Genomic DNA, 14,677 nt, shown 5'->3' with positions numbered 1-14,677 from the left:
GTTTCTGAAATCGAGCGAATCATGGATAAGTTGGCGGCAATGCAGGCCTTTGTCACCGTCGTGGATGGCGGAAGCCAGACCGCTGCGGCGGACAAACTCGGGCTATCAAGGCCTGTGATCTCCAGATTGCTTGCCGAGCTGGAGGACTGGACGGGGGCGCGGTTGATGCACCGGACCACTCGACGTTTGAACGTTACTGCTGCTGGAGCTGAAGTCTTGCCTTTGTGTCGGCGAATGCTCGATCTGGCCGAAGACATGCGTGCCGTGGTTGCAGCGCCGGAGGATGAACCCAAAGGGCTGCTGCGCGTGACGGCCAGTACCTCGTTCGGTCAGGCGCAACTGATGCTTGCGGTGACTGAGTTTGTAGGGCGTTACTCGCAAGTCAGCGTGGACATGGTGCTGCTCGACCGCACCGTCAATCTGGTGGATGAGCGCATGGATCTGGCGATTCGCATCACCAATGAACTGGACCCCAATCTGATCGCACGACGCCTCACCACCTGCCGTTCAGTGGTGTGCGCTTCACCGGATTATCTGAAAAGGCATTCAGCGCCCAGAGTTGTCGAAGACCTGACACTGCACAACTGCCTGACGCATACCTATCACAGCAGCAGCCTCTGGCACTTCACCCATAAAGATCTGCCGAAAAGCGTTGCAGTGAAGGGCAATCTCACCAGCAATGATTCGATCACCACAATGCAGGCAGCGTTGTGTGGTGCCGGAGTGGCGTTATTGCCGACTTACCTGGCGGCGCCGCTGATTCAACAAGGTCAACTGGTCGCACTGCTGACGCCTTACCAGCCCATGGAGTTGGGCATCTTTGCGGTGTATGCCTCACGCAAGCACATGTCGTCGGCGTTGCGCGCCATGCTCGATTTTCTCGCGCAACGCTTCGGGCCTGAGCCTGTCTGGGATCGTGTCTAGTGGAGAAGGGAATGCTGTTTTCGACGGGCCGCGGGAGCAGTGCACAATCGGGTGTTACTCCCGCGGATACATCTCGTGAATCAAATGATTCGTTTGTCTGTGGGCGGCTTACAACTGAAATTTACCAACTTCACGTTGCAGGCTGCTGGCGAGAGTCTGCAAGCCGCCGCTGGTCTTGAGCAATTCCTGAACAGACATATTGTTCTGCTCGGCCATTTGCGCCGAACGCTCGACATTGCGTGCCACATCCTGGCTTGCGGCGGTTTGCTCGCGCAAGGCAAAGGAAATCTGGTCGACTACGTGCAACACTTTGGTCGAGCTGTCGCGGATCTCGACAATCGCCTGTCCGGCAGTGCCGGCCATTTCCACGCCGTCGTTAACCTCCTGTACGCCGCCGCGCATGCTTTCGACCGTTTCGCGCACACCCGCCTGGATCTTCTCGATCATGCCTGCGATTTCCTTGGTCGACTTGCCGGTGTTCTGGGCCAGCAGGCGAACCTCATCCGCTACCACGGCGAACCCGCGACCTTGTTCGCCTGCGCGCGCGGCTTCAATGGCTGCGTTAAGTGCCAGCAGGTTGGTCTGGTCGGCGATACCTTGAATGACGCTGATGATCGATGAAATATGTTCCGAGTGCTGACCCAGATCGGCCACTTGTGCCGATGAGTGCTGCACGGTCCTGGCGATACCGTTCATGCTCGAAAGGGTGTTCTCGATAACCTGAGCACCGTCTTTGGATTGCTGGCCCGAGCGGCTGGCAATCTGGTGAGCTTCGTCGGCGTTTTCGGAAACGTGATGAATGCTCACCGTCAGCTCTTCGATAGTGGCGGCCATCATCGAGGCAGACGTGGATTGTTCCTGGATCGCGCCGGACAACTGTTCGGATGCACCGGAGATCTGTTGGACTGCGACGACCAGTTGGTTCGCCGCCTGGCTGATCTGCTGAATCATTTCGCGCAGGCGGTTTTGCATGCGGTCAAAGGCTTTCGGCAGTTCATCGTGGCTGCTGGTATCGATCACGGTATCCAGTTTGCCGTTAGCAATGGCTGTAGCTGCATCAATGGCCAGTTGCAGGCGTTTAGTCGTGCTGCGCCCCAGTACGGACGCCAAAATCAAGGCAAGCACTGCCGTACCGATGCCACCGTAAATCAGAATCATGAGCGCGAAGTGTTTGGCATCAACCATATTCTGGCTTCTTATCACCAGCAGTTTGTTTTCTGCGGCGCTGATTTCAGCCAGCGTAGCGCGCATGCTGTCCATCTTGGCTTTGTCACCACCGGCGGTGATACGCTTGTCGAGTTCATCATCGGGCTGATTGCGGGCTGTCAGATCACGGCGCAACGCAACGATCGGCTTGATGTCTTCTTCGACCCAGCGCTTCTGGATATCCCCCAGAGAGGTCAAGCGCCGTTGTTGTTCAGGATTATCTGCGGTCAGTCGTTTAAGTGATTCAAGCTGTTCGGTGAATTTCTTTTCGCCCGCCAGCAACGGCTCGAGAAAGGCATCTTTGGACGCGATAACGAACCCGCGCATACCGGTTTCGATATTGATCAGTTGTTCAAGGGCGAGTTGCGCCTCGCTCAGCACCTGGTAAGTGTGAACGTTACTGTTGGTGGCGTCCTCAACCTCTTCAAATCCTCGATAGGCACTTGCTACCAGCACGGCAATCAGTACCACAATGACCAAGAAGCTGAAGTAGAGCTTTTGCGAAATACTGAGTTTGTCGAGCATGCTGGCATCCTTAATAGGGCCGCTCCGTGGCCTTGAGACGTTTATGGCTGGGATCAAATGCTCATCGTGATTGCGCAATGGGATGAGTGATGGCATATCGATATCTATTTATTCGTCTTCTCTTTAATCAACTTGAAGATAATTATTCGCCGTTCGTCGGCCGCTCAAGCGCGGGCCTTTTGGATCAAATGAGCAAAAAAATGGCGTCGAGAAACCGACTGTTTCGCGCCATGTAAATTGAATTATCTATGAGGGAATTTATGCGAAATAGAACTGCTATTGAGAACAGTGAATATGCTGAGTCTGACAGTTAGAGAGGGAGGCTTTTTATAGCGCGTTGTAGCTGAGTACTTGCTTATTGCGGTATTGATGGAAGATACACGCGCACTTCAAGTCAGGTAAGCGTTACCCGACATGTACGCTCCGTATTTCATGATCAAAGCCTTGCAAGCTCTACCGTGACTGACCGCCGCGACTGGAATGGCGTCAGCAGCGATGAATCATCCAGTTCATGAGTGATCAGCGTCCAGGGCCCGCGCAGCGGCGTCCAGTGCTGCTGGCGTGCGCGTCCGAGTTTGGTGGCGTCGGCCAGTACGTAGATGTGGGCGGCGCGGGCGATCATGGTTTCCTTGAGGTATGCCTGCTCGGCGCTGGCTTCGCACAAGCCCAGCTCTGCAACCACGCCATCGGCACTCAGGAATACTTTGTCGGCGCTCAGGTGCTCAAGGGCAGCCTGCGCAGTCACGCCATAGGTCGACATGCTCGCGCTGCGCAAATCTCCGCCGAGCACTGTGATGCGTCCTTCAGGGATCAGCGCCAGGTCAGCCAGGGCCATGAGGTTGTTGGTGATGACATGCAGGCCTCGTCGCTGCTTGAGTAGCTGAGCCAGCGCGCTGGTGGTGGTGCCGCCTTCAAGGAACAGCGTGTCGTGATCCTGAATATGCGCCAGTGCTGCGCGGGCGATGACGATCTTTTCCTGGCTGTGTTGCTGGCTGCGTTCTTCCACCGAGGTTTCCGGTTCGCGCATGCCTACATGAGCCGCACCGCCGTAGGTGCGAATCACCAGACCTTCTTCGGCCAGTGCGGTGAGATCCCTGCGTACTGTGGCTTCCGATACGCCCAGTTGGGCGCACAGTTCATCGACGTTCGACTTTCCTGAAAGGACCAGTTCCAGTATCGATTGACGGCGATTTGCGACTTTCATGAACTGCCTTGGTAATGAACGAGAAGAAAGGGGTTATCACATTAAACAGCGGTGCAATGCAACCGCAGAACCGGCGAGTCTACAGCGAGGCTCCACCGCAGATCACCAGACTCTGCCCGGTTATTGCACCTGCGTCCGGCCCGAGCAAGAACGCCGCCATGCCTGCCACCTCAGACGGCTGTACAAAGCGGCCAATGGGCGGTTTGTTGGGCGGAGTGCCGCTGCGGGCAGGGTCCAGCAACATAGGGGTTTCAGTCGCGCCGGGGGCGATCAGGTTGGCGGTGATGCTGTTGGGCGCCAGCTCCATGGCCCAGGAACGAACCATGCCTTGCAAGGCCGCTTTGGTTGCCGCGTATTGACTGCGTCCTTGAGCGCCTTGCATGGTGCGGCTGCCAATCATCACGATTCTCGCGCCGGAACGCAGCCTGCCATGCAAGGTGTTGACCAGATGGCTGGCCGCCGCGACGTGAACCTGCCACATCGCCTGTCCGTCGTCCGGATCCAACTGGCCCAACGGCGCGGTACGCATGAAGCCTGCCGCGTGAACAATGGCGTCCAGTGTGTCGATGGGTTGCAAGGCCTGTTCAAGTGCGTGCAAATCGCTCAGGTCGCATTCAGTCCAGTGAAAGAGCGGGTGATCGATATCCGCAGGACGGCGACTCAGGCCATGCACGCGCCAGCCTTCGGCCAGCAATCGCTGAGCGATGGCCATGCCGATACCGGAACTGACGCCGGTGAGTACGGCGGTTTTTGTCGGGGTCATAAAAGGTGCCGCTCCGTCATACACGCGGGTCCTGTAGGAGTGAGCTTGCTCGCGATTCGATTTTTCTATCGATAAATTATCGCCTGATCTGACGCTATCGCGAGCAAGCTCACTCCTACAGGAAATGCATTTAAAATCAGAATGTTGGCTTTGTTTTGTCGGCGATTAACACCATTCAACGCACTGCCGCCAGCGGCAAATGCACATGTTTGATCTTCTGCCGGAAGTACGTGAACGCCACATGCAGGCTGCCGTCCCGCGCCTGGATAATGCTTGGGTAGGAGAACTCGCGATTGAGCTTTTCCTGAGAGTTGTTGGTCAGGCAGAAACCATCCCCCAATTCCAGGTCCAGGCGTACCGGCCAGCTTTGTCCGTCATCATGGGACAGCGCCAGGCTCATGGGCGCGCGGGGGATGCCCCACACGGCGCTCTTGCCATCCGCGCTTTGACCCGGCGTAACGCGGTCGTCGCCTTCATCTTCGATTTCGTCGTACAGCGACGCGCGGCGCTGGCTATGGCCCTCAGCGCTCACCGGGTTGTAGACCAGCGCCAGTTCGCCAGTGTTGAGCCGCACAAACTGAATTGAGGAATTGTTGTTGGGCAGCTCGGTGGCGACCGGCGCGCTCCAGCTTCGGCCGTGATCAGTCGAGCGGCTGCTGTAGATCGAGTCGGCCCAGCGGCTACGAAACAGGCCGAGCAAGCTGCCGTCGGCCAACTGATGAACATTCATGTGCACAGCGCCAGTGCTGTTCGGGACGTCATGGCGCGACCAGCTTAGCCCTTGATCGCTGGAAATCATTACCGCGCTGACGTCGTGATTGCCGATCCATTTTTCGCCGGGCAGGGTGATGCAATACCAGACCGGTAACAGCCAGTCGCCATTATCCAGTACCACCGGGGGCTGACGCACAAAGGTGCCTGGCTCATCGAACAGGGTTTGCACCGGGCCCCAGGTCTTGCCCTGATCCTGCGATAGACGACGGCGAATGATCGCCGTCTCCTGATTGCCGGAAATCTGCGCAGTCCAGATCAGCCACAAAGGGCCTTGCGGAGCCTGGAACAGGATCGGATTCTGCTCGGAGCGAGTGTCATCCTGAGACAGTTTCTCCGGTTCGCTCCAGACGCCAGTCTGCGGATCGCGGCGCGAAAGCAGCACGAAAATGTCGGCCATGCCTTCCTGTGTCCCGGCGAACCAGGTGCACAGTACCGTGCCGTCGGCCAGCTCATGCAGGTTTGCGGCATGGTTCTGCGCATAAGGCGTTGGCAGGAAGGCATCCTGACGTTGTTCACTGATTGGCATGGGAGACCTCTTGTTTGTCGTTGCCGGATTTGCCTTGATTGCGGCTGACCGCCTTTGGAAACAGACGCTCCAGGGCAATCACGATGGCCGGGGTGACCAGGGCGATGTACATGTTATCGATGCCGTACGGGTTATCCAGCAGGTACCAGACGCTGGTAGTGATGGATGACGCGATCAGGCCCAGTGTTGCGCCACGACCCGAGCCGAAGAACGGCAGATAGATGGCGATCATGGCCACGACGGCGATGGACAGGCGCAGCGCACGGGTGAAGAACGACAGGTTGAGTATTTCAGGCACGAAGAACACAAAGAACAGCGGCACGAAGCCGATGATCAGCGCGATAAAGCGCGTGGCCTTGAGTTCGCGATCCACCGATGGCTTACGCATCGGCACGTAGAAGTCCCGCACCACCAGCGAAGCAATGGCCAAGGCGACGGTGCTGACACTGACGAAGATCGAGGCGACCAGAGAAATGGTCACTACACCCGCCAGAATCGGGTTCATGGACTGCAGGAAAACCGGCAGGGCATACAAGCTGCTCATGTCCGGATGCAGGTACTTGGAGGCGACACCGATAAAGCCCAGAGCCAGCGCAATCGGAATGCACAGCAGCGACGCGTAGAAGGTCGAGCGTTGTGCGGCCTTGGAGTCAGGCGTCGAAGAAATCGCCTGAATGATGAACTGGGTCGAAAAGATCGCACCGACCGTGCCAATGATCCACGCCATGATTTTTGAACCGCCGATAGCACCGTCCCAGGTGAAATAGTGTTCGGGCATGTTCTGGATCACCGGGGTGAAACCACCGGTCAAACTCAGGGCCACATACAGCACGATCATCACGCCGACGTATTTCACGGCGGTGTGCAGGATGCTCATATAGGCGACGCTTTTCAGGCCACCGAACACGTAATACAGGGTGCTGATGACCGCCGTGATAAACGCGGCAGTGGGCAGGTTGATCTTCATTACTGTGGCAATCGCTGCTGCGCCACTGACGTAGTTACCTACATTCACTAGCAATAGGGCGTAGATCATGATGATCGAGACAGCGAGCTTGGTGGAATTGCCGTACTTCTTGGCAATGAACCCGGAAATGGTGAACTCGCCCGAGTTGTAGAGCTTGCGGGCCATGAGCAGGCCGAACAGCGGAAAGCCAATGGCAGCGGCGATCACTGACCACGAGGCGGCGAAGCCACTTTCGAATGCGGCCTGAGCCGTACCTACGGTGGATTTGGCACCGATGAATTCCGACATCATCAGAATGCCAACGACGAAGGCGGGCATGGTTCGCGCGGCGACCATGTATTGCTCACTGGTTTTGCTGCGCAGTCGCAGACTCATCCAGGTGGTGACGACGATGTAAACGACGACCATACCGATAATGATCGCGGTGTCCTGCGAGTTGAAGGTTTCCATCATTTCGCTCCATTGTTGTTTTTGTGGCGCGTTGTTGCTGGGTTTTTACCGGGATTACTACTGATATGAATGGATTCTCGGCGGCTTAAACAGCGACCGACTGACGCGTCTCCCGCTTGCGGGTTGCCAGTTCAACGGCCTGACGCAGAGCTTCGATCAGGCTGCGTTCGTCCGCGATGCCCTTACCGGCGATGTCAAACGCCGTGCCGTGGTCAACCGAGGTGCGGATCACTGGCAGGCCAACGGTGACGTTGACGCCCGCTTCCAGGCCCATGACTTTCACCGGGCCGTGGCCCTGGTCGTGATACATGGCAACCACTGCATCGAAGTCGCCGCGTCCGGCGCGGAAGAACAGCGTGTCGGCAGGCAGCGGACCTTCCACACGCCAGCCTCTGGCGCGCAATTCGTCAATGGCCGGCTGGATTTTGGTTTCTTCTTCGCCATAGCCGAACAAGCCGTTTTCACCGGCGTGCGGGTTGATGCCGCAGATCGCGATCAGCGGATTTTCGATACCGGCGCGGGTCAGGGTTTCCCGGCAGCGCTCGATGGTGCGCTTGACCAGCCCCGGCTCGATTTTGGCGATGGCGTCGATGATGCCCATGTGGGTAGTGACGTGAATGACGCGCAGGGTCGGCGTCATCAGCATCATCGAGACTTCTTCAATGCCCAGCAGGTGCGCGAGCATTTCCGTATGACCGGGAAAAATATGCCCGCCTGCATGCAACGCTTCCTTGTTCAGCGGCGCGGTGCAGATCGCATCCAGCTCGCCGCTTTCAGTCAATTGCACAGTCCGCTCTATAAAGCGAAACGCGGCGTTGCCCGCCACGGCCGACAGCTTGCCGTAAGGCATGTCCACCGGGATCAGGCCCAGATCGATGCAATCCACAGTGCCGAGCTCAAAGCGGGCGTTGGCCGGGGAGGCGATACTGTTGACGCGCAAGCTGCCACCGACAATCCGGTTGGCGTCTTCAAGGCGTTTGGCATCCCCGATCACCAGCGGCCGACAGCTGTCGTACACCGACTGATGAGCCAGGGTTTTCATGATGATTTCCGGACCCACACCGGCGGCATCGCCCATGGTGATCCCGATCACGGGACGTTCAGACATGATGGATTTCCTTTTTGTTGTGGGGCGCGGCCGTACTGCAAGTGTCACGGCCATGAAGCTGTTGCCAGGCAATTGACAGGGTGTCCGATTGGCCGAAGGCGCCGGCTTTGGTGACCACGTTCAAGCCGGTTTCGGTTCGAGAAAGCACCACGCCGGGGGCCAGTTCGCCTTGAACCGCAAGGCGATTGATGCCCGCAGCCGTGAGAATGGCCCGGGCGGTTTCGCCGCCGGTGGCGATCAGCGAACCCGTTACGGCGATGGCAGGTTTCACCCATTCGGCCAGGGCGCTGCTGAGTTGCGCGGCGATTGATGGATCGCGCTCCTCCTGACTCACGGTCAGCAGGCTGTCTTCACCCTTGGCCAGCCGCAGATAGAGCAGGGTGATCAGTTGTTCACGCTGTTCATGGCGAGCCGGATCGAGCAGCGTGGCGGCGTCTATTTCCAGGCAGAAACAGTCACTGTGCTCGGCCAGGGTTCTGGCCTGCTGCTGTGAATGCTGAGACATGCTGCCGACTACAGTCAGTACGGGCGAGCGGCCTTGTACGTTCAGGTCCTCAGGCGTCGGTAACCCCAAAGCCTCTGGCAGATGATGGGCCAGACCTGCCGAGCCGACCCAGAACAACTGGCGATACAGCGGCGCGGTTGCGCGGGCCAGGCGTTGCAGGTCCGCGTCAGTCAAGGCGTCACAAATCAGCGCCTGCACCTTGCCGTGCAATGCTTGATCCAGCGCGTTGCTCAGTGCCGTTTCGTCGCGCAGGGTGGCGAGATTGATCGCCGCACAACGCAAGCCTTCGGCGCTGAGGCTTTCCAGCAGGTTGCCGGTGCCGAGCAGATTTTCATTGCGCCATACATCGCTCAAGGCCACCGAGATGCCGTTGACCAACTGCACCGAGTCTTGCGTAGTGCGGCCCATGGCAGGGAAGGCCGGGGCGACGATGGCCAGGCCCCGATGTGCCTGTAGCGCAGCGATTTCGCTGGCGACATTACCGCGCAACGTCGAGTCGATTTTCTTGTACAGCGCTCTGTTGGCGTACTGACGCTGTTGCAATACCGCGCTATTGGCTTTCGCCGCTGCGCCCGGATCGAGTCGTCGCGAATCCGCGTCCACAGCAACCACCGCAGCGTTGGATGGGAGGGTTTGGGCGTCGAACACGATTTCCGTCGACAGTCGCCGGGCGAAACCCGCTGCGCAATCAGCTGCGCCGGACAAGTCATCGGCAATGATCAACAAGCCCGACAGGTTAGCGGCGCTCATGGCAGCAGGCACCGATAAAGGCTTTCGATGTCCGTCAAGCTCAGGGCCTTGGGGTTGTTGGCCATCAATCGGGTGACTTTTGAGGCGGCTACCGCCATGTCAGCGAGGTGCTCTTCGCCGACGCCAAACTCGCGCAGGTCCTGAGGGATGTTGAGGGTGGCGGTCCATTCACGGATCTGCTGAATCAATTTTTGCGCGGCGACTTCATCGCTGTCCTGCGCTTCTGCAACCCCGCAAACGCAAGCCGCGCGTTTCAAACGATCTGCGCAACTGTCCAGATTGAAGGCCATCACGTGTGGCAACAACATGGCGTTGGCCACGCCGTGGGTGACATGAAACTTGCCGCCCAGCGGATAGGCCATGGCATGCACGGCCGCAGTGCCCGCTGCCGTCAGGGCCAGACCGCCATACATCGAACCGAGCAACATGTCGCCCCGTGCGCGGACCGAATCCGGTTGTTGGTAGGCCTCAACGATGCTGCCTGCAATCAACCGCATGGATTCAAGGGCGAAGGCATCGCTGACTGGATTGGCCTTGGTGGAGATGAACGACTCCAGCGAATGCACGAAGGCGTCCATACCCGTTGCAGCAGTGATGCTGCGCGGCAGGCTGATCGTCAGCAGGGGATCGAGAATCACCAGGGTGGGCAGCAAGTGACGGCTGACCACGCCGATTTTCAGTTCCTCGTCGGGCAGGGTGACGATGGCGTTGGGCGTCACTTCCGAGCCCGTGCCTGAAGTGGTCGGCACCAGCACCATGGGTTTGCCGGGATGGCTGACTTTATCGACACCGAGCAAATCGCGCAGCGGCGTGTCATTGATCAGCATCACCGAAAACAGTTTGGCGGCATCCAGCACGCTACCGCCGCCAATGGCGATCAATGCGTCGGGGGCGTGAGGTGCAACGTCTTCACGAAAGACCCGCTCGATGTTTTCCAGTGTGGGTTCGATTTCGACATTGTCGATCATGTGCACGGCGATACCGGCAGCTTTCAGTTGGGCGCTGACCTTTTCGGTCACGCCCAGGTTGTGCATGGCGTGTTGCGTGACCAGCATCACGTTGCGCAGTGGTGTATCGAGCAACGGCAGTTTTTCACTCAGTTGCTCAAGACTGCCAGGGCCGTGAATGACGTGTTTGACGGTTTGGAAGTGATAGGTCGACATCAGCGCATCTCCTGGCGAATCAACGGTAAACCGCGAGCAGGTTTTCCAGTTTTTGCACGGCGCCAGCGTCCAGCGGCTGCACCGGTGCGCGACATGGTCCGACCGGGAGGTTGAGCAGTTCGGTGGCTTTTTTCAGCACGACGGGCATGGTGCCCATGGCGAAAGCGTCGCGCAGTGGGCGCAAGGCTTCCTGAGCGACCCGCGCAGCGTCGTGGTTGCCGGCCTGAAAATGGTTCCAGATCGACATGACCAGATCAGGCACCGCGTTGGCGGTCGCGGCAATCGCGCCATCGCCACCGGCCAGCAGGTTCCAGTAGATCAGCGAGTCAGTACCGGCAAAGACCGCGAAGTCGTCGCTGCGGTATTTCATCATCTGCACCAGTGCATCGAAGTTACCGGCGCTGTCCTTGATGCCTTTGATCATCGGGTGTTGATGCAGGGCCGCGACGGCGCCAATGCCGATGGACATGCCGGTCTTGGCCGGAATGTTGTACATCATCAAAGGCAGGCTCGACGCATCGGCGATGGTTTCGTAATGCTTGATCAGCTCGGTCTGGCTGATCGCATTGAAGTAGGGCGTGATGACGGAAAGGGCGTTTGCGCCGATGTCCGTCACTTTTTTGTTCATTTCAATCACTTCACGGGTGGCAAAGGCTCCGGTGCCAATCACAACCGGCACTCGACCCGCAGTTGCCTCGACCGTTACACGAGCGATTTCCAGCTTTTCAGCTTCAGAAAGAGTGAAGAACTCGCCATTGGTGCCGAGCACGAAAAGGCCGTGCACGCCTGCTTGAATGAGGTTTTCGACGAGAGCGCGGAGGGCGTGATGGTCAACCTGCTGATCAGCGGTAAAAGGCGTAACCAGGGCTGGAATAATGCCGCGAAATTGCATGATGAGATTCTCGTTTTATTCTTAGTGAGAACCAAGATGATTAAATCGATCATAAAATGCAAGCGATTTTGATCGTTTCATTCATGTTTGATTGAAATGATCATTTTTCTGGCCCTGTGCCACTGGCAGGAAGATCCTGGCGTGGCTGTTTGTAACAAGATCCTTTCCATCTGCGCGTTGATCCTGCGCGTGCCTTGTTGCAGACTTACCGACGTTTTCCAGTCCGCAGTCTTGCGGACCGTTTCTACCCAGGATCCTTGATGCCTAACTTAGTTAACTTTCGTACCGCATGCTGCGCCGTTGCCTTGTTGGCAATTGCGGGCTGTTCCTCGAAAAAAACCGCAGTCTACGAGCACGAGAATTTTGACGACGCGGGGACGTTTTCGAGGACTTACCCGGTCAGTGATTCCGCCTCTTGCGAAGCGGCACGTCGCGCCTTGCTGAGCCAGGGCTACATCATCACCAGTAGTGACCCGAAGATGATCAGCGGCAACAAGAGCTTCCAGCAAACTGGCGAGACTCACATGCAGATCAGCTTCAACGTGGTCTGCGCTGCTGATGACACCACGGACAAAAGCTCGACCGTATTTGCCAACGCCTTGCAGGATCGCTACGCGCTGAAGAAAACCAATAACTCTGCCAGCCTGGGTGTTGGCGTATTGGGTTCGGTATCGATGCCGATCGGCTCCACCGATGATTCGATGGTCAAGGTCGCCAGCGAAACCGTGGCATCGGACAAGTTCTATGATCGCTTCTTCATGCTGGTGGACAACTTCATGCCGCCTGAAGCGAAAAAAGCCGCCAACATCAAGGAAACGCCAAAAGCAGCGCTGGGCGTGCCTGAGCAAACGGTGCCTGCGCCAAAACCGGCGGCATTGGTTGAACCGGCACCTGCGGCCGTTCCTGCACCGGTGGCGGAGCCGACACCTGCGCCTGCGGTTGAATCCAGCCAGCCAGTGCCTGCACCGGCCGCGCCAGCAGAGTCGATCCAGGCTGAACCCGCTCCTGTGGAAGAGGCTCCAGCTGAAGCTGCTCCGCAAGCCGAGCCGGAAGCTGCTCCAGCACAATAACCCAGAGGCCAACGGCCTTCACGGTAGGAGCGAACTTGTTCGCGAGGCATGTACCTGATAAACCGGGTCGTCTGTCTCGCGAACGAGTTCGCTCCTACCGGGATCGTTTTATTACCCCAAAAACAGCTTATAAGCCGGATTCTCGCTCTCATCCCAATACGGGTAGCCAATTTCGGCCAGCGCTGCCGGGATCAGGTGCCGTTCGTCCTCAGGCACTACTAATCCTGCAACCACCCGACCGTCCGCTGCGCCATGGTTGCGGTAATGGAACATCGAAATCGTCCACTGGCCGCCCAGTTTGTTGAGGAAGTTGAACAGCGCGCCCGGACGCTCCGGGAACTCAAAACGGAACACCACTTCATCACTGACACGCTCGGCATGCCCGCCGACCATGTGCCGGATGTGCAGCTTGGCCAGTTCGTTGTCGGTCAGGTCGATTACCGGAAAACCTTGCTCGGAGAGACTGGCGATCAATGCCTTTCGTGGATCGTTGTCGGGGTGGGTCTGCACACCGACGAAAATGTGCGCTTCGCGGTCGGTGTGGTAACGGTAGTTGAATTCGGTGATCTGCCGCTTGCCGATGGCTTCGCAGAAGGCCTTGAAGCTACCCGGTTGCTCGGGAATGGTCACGGCGATAATGGCTTCCCGACCTTCACCCAGCTCCGCACGCTCAGCGACATGGCGCAGGCGGTCGAAGTTGACGTTGGCGCCTGAGTCGATTGCCACCAGCGTCTGGCCGCTGATGCCGTGCTGCTCGACGTACTTCTTGATCCCGGCAACGCCCATCGCGCCCGCAGGTTCGGTGATTGAGCGGGTGTCATCGTAAATGTCTTTGATCGCGGCACAGATTTCGTCGGTGCTGACAGTGATCACTTCATCGACATAATCCTTACAGACTTCAAACGTGTGCTGACCAATCTGCGCCACGGCCACGCCGTCAGCAAAGAGACCGACCTGTTGCAGCACTACGCGTTCGCCATAGGCCATGGCCTGTTGCAGGCAGTTGGAATCGTCCGGCTCGACGCCGATCACTTTGATGTCCGGACGCAGGTATTTCACATAGGCCGCAATACCGGCAATCAAGCTGCCGCCGCCGACCGGGACGAAAATCGCGTCGAGCTGACCCGGCTGCTGACGAAGGATTTCCATCGCCACCGTACCTTGCCCGGCAATCGTGTCTGGATCGTCGTAGGGGTGGATGTAGACGTAACCCATCTCATCCACCAGTTTCAGCGAGTATGCCAGTGCTTCTGGAAAGGAATCACCGTGTAGCACCACGGTTGCGCCACGGGAGCGCACGCCTTCAATCTTGATTTCAGGTGTGGTTTTGGGCATCACGATGGTGGCGGCAACGCCTAGCGTTTTCGCTGCCAGGGCCAGACCTTGCGCATGGTTGCCTGCCGAGGCCGCGACCACGCCACGGGCCAGTTCTTCAGGGCTGAGCTGCGCCAGTTTGTTGTAAGCACCTCGAATCTTGAATGAGAACACCGGCTGCAAGTCTTCGCGCTTGAGCAGCACCTGGTTGCCCAGCCGTTCGGACAACTGACGAGCGCCCTGCAACGGGGTTTCCACCGCTACGTCATAAACACGGGAGGTGAGGATTTTGCGGGCGTAATGATTGAGCAAGTCGGTCATCGTGTCGGCCCCGTGTCATGGGTAACGATGCGCTGAGCCTGAGAAGCGAAGAGGGCGGCTTGAATGCTGATCATGTTTGACTCCTGGTTCGACTTGGTTAGCCCAGGAGACAAGAAAAACCCGCCTCTTGGGCGGGTTGGGTGCACGCGTCGGCTAACCCGCCATGACTGGAATGGCGGTAATAATAATCTGGCCGAAGAAATGCTTGGTTACGT

The 14,677-nt window shown here is 58.0% G+C and carries 12 protein-coding genes; 2 read left to right on the top strand and 10 right to left on the bottom strand.

Annotated features, from left to right (window positions below):
• The first annotated feature begins 21 nt into the window (after positions 1-21).
• Positions 22-924 carry a LysR family transcriptional regulator gene (locus ABRP31_RS18970; RefSeq protein WP_349972697.1) on the top strand — a complete coding sequence of 301 codons (903 nt, stop codon included), beginning with the start codon at positions 22-24 and terminating at the stop codon, positions 922-924.
• Positions 925-1,032: 108 nt separating this feature from the next.
• Here the strand turns inward: ABRP31_RS18970 and ABRP31_RS18965 are convergent, their stop codons facing one another.
• From ABRP31_RS18965 to dapA, 9 genes are all read right to left on the bottom strand, one after another.
• Complete coding sequence (locus ABRP31_RS18965; protein WP_349972698.1) at positions 1,033-2,655, bottom strand: methyl-accepting chemotaxis protein; 1,623 nt, start codon at positions 2,653-2,655, stop codon at positions 1,033-1,035.
• A gap of 436 nt (positions 2,656-3,091) precedes the next feature.
• On the bottom strand, positions 3,092-3,859 hold the full coding sequence (locus ABRP31_RS18960) for a DeoR/GlpR family DNA-binding transcription regulator (protein ID WP_349972699.1): 768 nt from the start codon (positions 3,857-3,859) through the stop codon (positions 3,092-3,094).
• A 79-nt stretch (positions 3,860-3,938) separates the two neighbouring features.
• Positions 3,939-4,622, bottom strand: coding sequence for an SDR family oxidoreductase (locus tag ABRP31_RS18955; RefSeq protein WP_349972700.1), 684 nt, complete (start codon positions 4,620-4,622; stop codon positions 3,939-3,941).
• Positions 4,623-4,797: 175 nt separating this feature from the next.
• Positions 4,798-5,922, bottom strand: coding sequence for an exo-alpha-sialidase (locus ABRP31_RS18950; protein WP_087265527.1), 1,125 nt, complete (start codon positions 5,920-5,922; stop codon positions 4,798-4,800).
• Complete coding sequence (locus ABRP31_RS18945) at positions 5,909-7,339, bottom strand: sodium:solute symporter family protein (protein WP_349972701.1); 1,431 nt, start codon at positions 7,337-7,339, stop codon at positions 5,909-5,911. Before ABRP31_RS18945 ends, ABRP31_RS18950 begins: the two co-directional genes overlap by 14 nt.
• An 85-nt stretch (positions 7,340-7,424) precedes the next feature.
• Positions 7,425-8,447 (bottom strand): 4-hydroxythreonine-4-phosphate dehydrogenase PdxA, encoded by a 1,023-nt coding sequence (pdxA, locus tag ABRP31_RS18940; protein WP_349972702.1) that lies wholly within the window; start codon positions 8,445-8,447, stop codon positions 7,425-7,427.
• Positions 8,440-9,702: a four-carbon acid sugar kinase family protein gene (locus tag ABRP31_RS18935; RefSeq protein WP_349972703.1), complete on the bottom strand. Its 1,263-nt coding sequence runs from the start codon at positions 9,700-9,702 to the stop codon at positions 8,440-8,442. The genes pdxA and ABRP31_RS18935 overlap by 8 nt, the downstream gene beginning before the upstream one ends.
• Entirely contained in the window at positions 9,699-10,868 is a 1,170-nt protein-coding gene (locus ABRP31_RS18930) for an iron-containing alcohol dehydrogenase (protein WP_349972734.1), read from the bottom strand. Before ABRP31_RS18930 ends, ABRP31_RS18935 begins: the two co-directional genes overlap by 4 nt.
• A gap of 16 nt (positions 10,869-10,884) precedes the next feature.
• Positions 10,885-11,757 (bottom strand): 4-hydroxy-tetrahydrodipicolinate synthase, encoded by an 873-nt coding sequence (gene dapA / locus ABRP31_RS18925; protein WP_349972704.1) that lies wholly within the window; start codon positions 11,755-11,757, stop codon positions 10,885-10,887.
• Positions 11,758-12,017: 260 nt separating this feature from the next.
• Here dapA and ABRP31_RS18920 point away from each other — a divergent pair, with 260 nt between their 5' ends.
• Positions 12,018-12,827, top strand: coding sequence for a DUF2242 domain-containing protein (locus ABRP31_RS18920; RefSeq protein WP_349972705.1), 810 nt, complete (start codon positions 12,018-12,020; stop codon positions 12,825-12,827).
• 111 nt (positions 12,828-12,938) lie between these two features.
• Here the strand turns inward: ABRP31_RS18920 and ilvA are convergent, their stop codons facing one another.
• Positions 12,939-14,462 carry a threonine ammonia-lyase, biosynthetic gene (gene ilvA / locus ABRP31_RS18915; RefSeq protein ID WP_372488903.1) on the bottom strand — a complete coding sequence of 508 codons (1,524 nt, stop codon included), beginning with the start codon at positions 14,460-14,462 and terminating at the stop codon, positions 12,939-12,941.
• Positions 14,463-14,677: the final 215 nt, after the last annotated feature.

Origin of the sequence: Pseudomonas caspiana (assembly GCF_040224095.2) — a bacterium.
Lineage (GTDB): Bacteria > Pseudomonadota > Gammaproteobacteria > Pseudomonadales > Pseudomonadaceae > Aquipseudomonas > Aquipseudomonas caspiana.
The sequence above is the reverse complement of the archived record's forward strand: the minus strand, read 5'-3'. Positions and strand labels throughout refer to the sequence as shown.